Genomic DNA, 7501 nt, shown 5'->3' with positions numbered 1-7501 from the left:
AATACAGGTACAGGAGGTCCGGCATGACGGATATCTACCCCAATGGAGGCTTTCTGGGATTCTGGTACGACTCATGGCTCGTTCTGGTAGGGTTTGCCGCGGCCGTGGTATTGGCGATCCTGGTCGTTACCGCACGCGAGTGGAGTGGGCTGAACCTGGTGCTGACCATCCTGGTTGTTCTCGGCGTACTGGGCACGCTGACGCTGACACTGATCCGCATTGGCCTGGACATCCGCGTGGATAGCTATGACGCTGTAGGCGGTATCAGTGTCGCTGGCACCGTCCTCGCCGTGGTTGCCTGGGCGGTGTTTGTTTTGAAGCGCAGATACGAGGACCGGCCAGCGATCGCCGCGGCCGCCGGGGCCGCTGAGGCCCCCTCCGTCACGCCTGTTCCCGAGCTTGCTGCCGAGCCTGTAGCCGATGACCCCGCTTCAGCTACGGCAACCCTTATGGTGGGGCCGGATGTCACGCCATTGCCGGACCAGCCGGCCAGCGCTCCATCGTCCACGGCGTGGGTCCACTTCAACACCGGCGCCATGGCGGGCCAGACCATACCTCTGGACCCGAGCGGCACATCTCTGGGTAGAGGGGCGGATAACGACATCGTGCTGGACGACGCTACTGTAAGCCGCAGACATGCCAGCATTTCCTTCCATGACGGGAATTTCTTCATGGAGGACAATGAAAGCGCCAGCGGCACACTGGTCGAAGGCATGCAGTCCACCCGAACAATGCTGTCTTCGGGCTCGGTCCTGCGGCTGGGAGAGACTGAAATGGTGTTCATGGAATCAGAGACCGCCCCCAGCGGAGAGCCCGCGGCTTCCGGAGCGCCCGCCGCCGGGGGAGCAGCCGGCGAAACGATCGTCGCCCAGCCATCCCAGGTGGTGATGGCCTGGCTGGCGGTGATGTCGGGACCGAAGAAGGGGCAGAGCTATCAGCTCAAGGTCGGTGACAACAGCCTGGGCCGCGGCGCAGAAAACGATATGGTGATCGAGGACAACGCCGTTAGCCGGAGCCATGCAATGGTCAGGGTCCGCGACGACGAGATGCTTCTGGTGGACCTGGGAAGCCGTGGGGGGACGAAGGTGGCGGGCCAGACGCTGGCGGGCAAGTCGATACGTTCGGGAGGCGTCGTCAGGATCGGGCAGACCACCCTGAACCTGGTGGAGGTGGAGGCGGTGGTTTAGGCTTTACAGCACCAGAAGTAATTCAAGAGATAGCAGAAGATATTATAGAAGAAGTAACAGCTATACTTGAAACGACTACTATTAGAAATGTAGTTCTAGGATTAGCAGCACTTACTATCATTTTAGGTGTACAAGCAGTACAAGCACTTTCACGCTTAAACAGAGCATATAAACCACATAAAAAAGACACCTTTGTTTTGGACTTTTACAATGATGCAGAGGAAATTAAGGAAGCATTCGCCCCTTACTATACTTCAACCATTTTAAGTGAAGAAACAAATCCGAATAAACTCAATGATTTAGTCGATTCATTAGAAACATTTGAAGTTTACAACGAGTATCAGGTGTCCGACTTTTTTGAAAAATATGTAACCGGTGAAGTCCGAACTAAACTTGACCCCATCATTGACAGTTCAGCTGATGTTTTCAAAAATGATTTAGACAAAGACAAGCAGATTGATTTTAAGGTAAAAGCCAAATCTTTTTTAAGAACTTACAGCTACTTGGGTAAGATTCTGGATTTTAATAATCAGGAATGGGAAAAGCTTTGGCGGTATTTAAAGTTTTTAGTACCAAAACTTTTCATTGATCAAACCGACGACTTAGCAGATGGTATTTTAGAAGCAATTGATATGTACAGTTATCGTCCTTCGAAAGAAAGAATACAGGATATTGGTTTGGTTGCTGAACCTGGTGTGGTTCTCCCTATTCCCGTGAATGTAAGAGGCGGAAAACCTGAACCTGAAATGGATACGCTTGAAAATATTTTGAGTGTTTTCAATCAAAGATTTGGGGATATCGATTGGTCTGACAAAGATAGAGTGAGAAAGATTTTAACCGAGCAATTACCCAATGAGATGAAAACCAACAAAGAAATTATGGATGCTATAAAGTATTCTGACAAACAAAATGCGAAAATCACTTCTGATAAAAAACTGGAAGAAATGATGCAACAGTATTTATTTAGTCAGACAGAAATATTTAAGAAATTTACTCAGGATAAGGATTTTCAAAGAAGATATAAGGAGTTTATGTTCGATACGCTGGTACAGAGCAGTGAATCTCAGGGCATAGGGCCATGATAATATTTCAGCTTCTGCCGTCCTGGCTCCATCTGCAAAAGGCAGGCAAATTTTTGGAAAGAAGAAATCATAATAAAAAAATCAATCTTACTGGAACAGCGTTTACGAATTTTATTTCTTGGTGCTCGTAATAAGTTTTTTTAAAACATTGAAATATAGTGCGTCGTATGTTCAAGCAGGTTATTTTCACGTTAAACTTGCACTCTAACCTACTCAATTCCCTCCTGCAAATAAACCCGCTTCAATTTAACATCCACATAAAACAAGTCCTCAGCTACTTTGAAATCATCCGGGTGAATGCCGCCAAGCTCAGTAGTCTGCCAGGAAGTATCAGGGTAAATGAATTCAAACTTATTTTTCGAAGTGGTGACTTTAATGGGCATTTTGAAATCTGCAACATCTGCTTTCCATCTATATCGCGCCGTGACTTTGTCCCCTTTTTTGGTGACGCTAATTTCCAGTTCCGGGATAGCAGTCTGTTTTAAATACTGGTCAAACATGGAACTGAAATCTTCGCCGGTTTTTGAATTTACAAAAGCCACAATGTCGTTCGTGGTGATGGTTTGATATTTAAATTCCTCGGCAATTCCTAAAACGATTGCAAACCACAAACTGTCGTTATCGATAACATGGCGCAAGGTATTTAGAAAAAGTGACCCCTTCGGATACATATCGCCCGATCCCCGGTGGTTGACATCGTAGAGCCCGATGATCGGACTGTTATTTCGAACATCCTGCTTTTTGGCGTTTTGATATTTGAGTCCTGCTTCGTAGCCGTCTCTGCATTCCACATAAAGCGCCTCGGCGTATGCCCCGAAGCTTTCGTGAATCCACATGTCGGCAATATCTTTTGAGGTCACGCTGTTGCCCCACCACTCGTGTGCAGACTCATGGATGATGATAAAATCAAATGTGATGCCGACTTCGGATGAACCTGTGCCTTTATACCCGAATCGATACTTGTTGCCGTAGGCAATTGCAGTTTGGTGCTCCATCCCCAGATGCGGCGATTCAATCATTTTGTAACCGTCCCGGTAAAACGGAAATTTGCCAAAGAACTTCTCAAAACAAGCGAGCATCGGTTTGACTTCCTGAAACTGCTTTTTTGCCTTCTCAAGATTATAGGGCATGACATAATAATCAAGGGTGAGCTTGCCTCCTTCATCATTTATGTAAATGTCATCAAAGTGGGCATATTTCCCGATATTGAGTGTGACATTGTAATTATTAATTGGGTAGCTGATAAACCAGTCCCAGCGCGTCCAGCCATTCGATAACTCCGCTTTCATTCGCAGACGGCCGTTAGAAATATTCATGAGGCCTTGCGGCACGGTTACGCTGATCAGCATACTGTCCGGCTCATCCGATTGATGTTCCTTGTTGGGCCACCAGAGATAGGCGCCGTCTCCCTGAACCGTCACCGCAACCCAGGGGTTGCCATGCTCATCTTTTGACCAAACGAAGCCGCCATCCCAGGGAGGTCTTTTCGCACTTTGCGGTTCACCGGAATAAAAGACCTGAATGGCCTCAATACTTCCTGTTTTTAGTTTCTCTGGAAATTGAATGAAGACTGCGTCATGTTCACGTTCAAATGGCAGCAATTCTTCGCCGAACATAATTTTAGCGATTTTCATATTTTTTACAAGATCGATTTGCATCTTATCAAAATCCGTCACGACTTTAAATTGGATAGTGTTGTTGCCGGAGACGGTTTTGGTTTCCGGATCGACTTTTACATCGAGGTTGTAGTACGTTACGTCATAACAGGTTCGGAGTGGGGTCAGCATGCCTCGCAGGGTATCCGCTTTTGTAAAGGTTTGAGCGAACGCAAATGTACTGCTCATCAAAAAAATGATTGCCAAACAGATTTGTTTTTTCATGGTCCGCCCCGGGTGATTAAAAAATTGTGAACGCCAGATTTGCGCCTAAAGTCATTGTTGGTCATTGAGTCATAAAGTCATTTTTAATGACGCGAAGCAAATGACATAATGACTAATGCGGTTAATGTCATTCACTTCGTTAGTTAGGGCCAATTTCTATGCTCAAATAGCGAAGTTTTCATTCTTGCAAGACTAAAGCGCTTGCTCAAACCCAAATACCCAACGAAATTGCAGGTTATTTTCATCCGGTAAAGATTTGCTGACCCAAATTGGGAAATCCAGACGAATTGTTAAATTGCGACCCCCGGTAAAAATTGTGTACCAATTGTCCGGCAGTCGTGTTTGAAGACGAATTCCAAATCCGGCATCAGCAAAAATATCTTCGGTTGAATTTATCAAACTGAATGCAGCGATATCTGCAAACCCGGCAACGCTTATCCTGCGGAGAAGAGAGTTCAAAACTTGCCAGGAAAGTTTTGGTTTCAACTGCTTGCGAACCTCAGCGTTTATAGCCAATATTTCATCTCCGATAATGGGCTGGTTGAAAAATCCGCGCAGATTACCTCCGCCCGGGAGGTGGTAATGTAGTCCATCTGGAAGACCGCCTTCGCTTCTCAAGTAAAAATGTTTGAAACGCTCCCGGGGATTTGCACCATCAAGGAAAATTAAATCCTGCACAGGTGTGTCGGCTGAATCAAATATTTTTTTAGCATAAAATCTCAAAAAAAGGCCTTCCGGCGTTTTCGGAAACCAGAACTTCAATTCGGTTGAAACGGCGTTATAAGTAAAGTCACTTCCCCAATCTTCTTGTACCGTATCCAATCCAAGAGTTAAATTTGAAAACCAGTTTAAGCCTCTCGGGTTAACCGAATAACGAAGATACGCTTTATTGACGATACCGGTCTGCCAGGTGGCGATTGCGGTGCCGTTAAATTCGCGAAGTGAATAGAGTTCTCGTTTGCCGCTTAACTGCCTTGAATGATTAAATCCTACCCAGATACGGTGCATGGGTGGAAGGGTCAAGTTTTTACTTTTGACTAAACTGAGATGCGCATCAATTTCGAAGCGGCCCTCCATTTTTTGCAGCATGAACGATCCTTGCGTTCTGCCGCCTAAAGGTATAATTTGCCGGGAATGCCTGAACCGGTAATCCAATTCTTGCGAATTTGTGCCAAACCAGAGGCCTACCTCCGCATTTTTTTGTGTGCCTTGCCAACCTTTAATGCGGCCGCCGATGCGCAGCTTATCGACTTTGTTATACCAGCCGCTTGGCCGCCAGGTAATTAAAAGCGCATCCCGGGGGCGGAAGGTCATATTGGGATATTCAAATAAAACTTTTGTTTTTAGAGGCGAATTGTTGAAACGCGAGTTGTCTAAAATGGCATCTTTGGGATCGAGAATGACTTTATCCGGTTTGCCAGAAGTCTTAAAGGTTACTTTACCGACTTTTTCAACACCGTTCCACCGCTTTAGCAACGTGTCCCCTGATTGAGTGGTGAGCTGCACATCAACCGGCATCGTTCCTTTTTCTTCCTTTATTATCGATACATCTGTTTGCCAGAGGGAATCAACCTGCCGTTTTTCCACTTTGCCCAGGCTGTAATCAACCGTGAGAGATTTGTCGAGCCATTGCTCGAAAAACCAACCCAATTTCATGCCGCTGGCATCCTCGCACACCTGCTGAAACCTCGTCCGGTTTACGTGTTTGAATTTCCAGCGTTCAAAGTACTCGTGACAGATTTCCCCGAAAACCTCATCCCCGACCACATGTTTGAGCATGTCAAAAAAGAAAGCGCCTTTCGTGTAGGCGTTGATGCTGTATCCGGACGGTTCCTTGTAAGTATAAGCAGGTTTTGAAATCGGTTCATTATGTCCGGAGTTCATATAAGAAAGCGCCCTTGCCCGATTCGCCTCACGGCTGGTTCTGGCTGGCCGGTGTCTTTGCAGCCAGGTCGCGCGTTTTAATCTTTCCTGCCGGTCGATTCCCTTGGGGCCGTAACGTGTTTCCATGTACCAGCGGGTTTGAAATGATGTAAACCCTTCATCGAGCCAGGCTTCTTTCCACTCGTTATTACCGAGGATTCCGTAGAAATAAATGTGACCGACCTCGTGTAGAATTAGCCTTTCACTTTCCGAGCGGTTCATGACCAGCATTGGGTATTCCATGCCGCCGCGAAGGAGGCCATGAGTGACGGTTAGCTGAGGATACGGATAGCGGCCGAATTTTTCCGACAGCCATTCTAAAGCCCGGGCAGATCGTTCCAGAGCTGTTTTGCTCCAACGGCTTTTGACCCGCGACCGATAAAGAACGTGGATGGGGATGCCATCCCATTCGCCGGATTCATACAAGAAATCCGGGCAGGTGATCCAGGCAAAATCGTGCACATTCTCAGCGTGAAATTTGACCGTTCTAAGGTCGCCTTCTTCAGACTGCTTGCGAATTTCAGCTCTTGTTTTTTTAAGTTGCTCACGCCATTGAGCCTCGCTCAAAGAGGTGTCGACTTTAACTAAATCCCAGCCCGGATCGCCTTCGACAACTTCTCCGGTGGCGCCGACAATATACTCAAAAGGCACTTGGATATTAACATCGAATGTCCCAAATTCGCCATAAAATTCGCCCAGGTTGTGGAAAGGTTCGGCATTCCAGCCGGTCTCGTCGTAGACACAAACTTTTGGATACCACTGTGCGAAATCATACTGAGAACCGCGATAACCGGCCCGGCCGTTAAATTTCCTGATTTTCAAATAAAAGGAAAGCTCAACTTTCAGTTCGCCGCCGGGGAGCAGAGGGTCCGGCAAATCAGCTTCTAAAATGGTATCATTGACCTGGAAAGCACTCAGAGATTTTTCCTGCCCACTACTGTCGGAGGTTACAATTCGAAAGGATTCTATTTCGATGTACCCGGCATCCTTCATACTCGGAAGTATTTTGCGATAATACTTTCGGGCCTCGGAGGTGTAAATCGTATTGTTATTCCGGTAAGCATTTGGATATAGATAGAGGAAGAATTTTCGCAGTGTGTCCGGTGAGTTGTTTTTGTACTCAATCGTTTCGGTGCCCGTTAAAGCGTGTTCAACCGGAAGCAGCATCACGTCCATTTTGTAGTGAACGAATTGCTGCCAGTATTTTTCATTGGCATTGAGATTTGTGAATAGAAGTAAACTCAGGATTGAAAAGGTGAGAAACCGTGTCTTCATACGAATTTACGCTTTCTTTCTTAAAGGATAACTGGATTGATTTTGCCCGGAAATTTCGGTACCCTAAAACTTACAAAATTTGGGAGTGAGGATCAAGAAAGAAAGCCGGCAGTCAGGAATGCCGGCTTTGAATTGTAAAGCAACCGTTCATTTA

Annotated in this window: 4 protein-coding genes; 2 read left to right on the top strand and 2 right to left on the bottom strand. The window is 46.5% G+C overall.

The window, feature by feature from the left end:
• The first annotated feature begins 23 nt into the window (after positions 1 to 23).
• On the top strand, positions 24 to 1187 hold the full coding sequence (locus tag IH879_03935) for an FHA domain-containing protein (GenBank protein ID MCH7674083.1): 1164 nt from the start codon (positions 24 to 26) through the stop codon (positions 1185 to 1187).
• A gap of 197 nt (positions 1188 to 1384) precedes the next feature.
• On the top strand, positions 1385 to 2269 hold the full coding sequence (locus tag IH879_03930) for a type I restriction endonuclease subunit R (protein ID MCH7674082.1): 885 nt from the start codon (positions 1385 to 1387) through the stop codon (positions 2267 to 2269).
• A gap of 209 nt (positions 2270 to 2478) precedes the next feature.
• On the opposite strand, the gene IH879_03925 is transcribed toward IH879_03930, so the two are convergent.
• The gene (locus IH879_03925; GenBank protein MCH7674081.1) at positions 2479 to 4149 is read right to left on the bottom strand and encodes a M1 family metallopeptidase; all 1671 of its coding nucleotides are present in this window, start codon (positions 4147 to 4149) and stop codon (positions 2479 to 2481) included.
• Positions 4150 to 4341: 192 nt separating this feature from the next.
• Positions 4342 to 7347 carry a hypothetical protein gene (locus tag IH879_03920; GenBank protein MCH7674080.1) on the bottom strand — a complete coding sequence of 1002 codons (3006 nt, stop codon included), beginning with the start codon at positions 7345 to 7347 and terminating at the stop codon, positions 4342 to 4344.
• Positions 7348 to 7501 lie beyond the last annotated feature (154 nt).

Source organism: candidate division KSB1 bacterium (assembly GCA_022562085.1).
Taxonomy (GTDB): domain Bacteria; phylum Zhuqueibacterota; class Zhuqueibacteria; order Oceanimicrobiales; family Oceanimicrobiaceae; genus Oceanimicrobium.
Note: the sequence above shows the minus strand (reverse complement) of the source record. Positions and strands in the feature narration are given on the sequence as shown.

What these genes read in the sequence shown, in the direction of transcription:
- IH879_03935 (MCH7674083.1), top strand. Translation starts at nt 24, where the DNA reads ATGACGGATATCTACCCCAATGGAGGCTTTCTGGGATTCTGGTACGAC.
- IH879_03925 (MCH7674081.1), bottom strand. Translation starts at nt 4,149, where the DNA reads ATGAAAAAACAAATCTGTTTGGCAATCATTTTTTTGATGAGCAGTACA.
- IH879_03920 (MCH7674080.1), bottom strand. Translation starts at nt 7,347, where the DNA reads ATGAAGACACGGTTTCTCACCTTTTCAATCCTGAGTTTACTTCTATTC.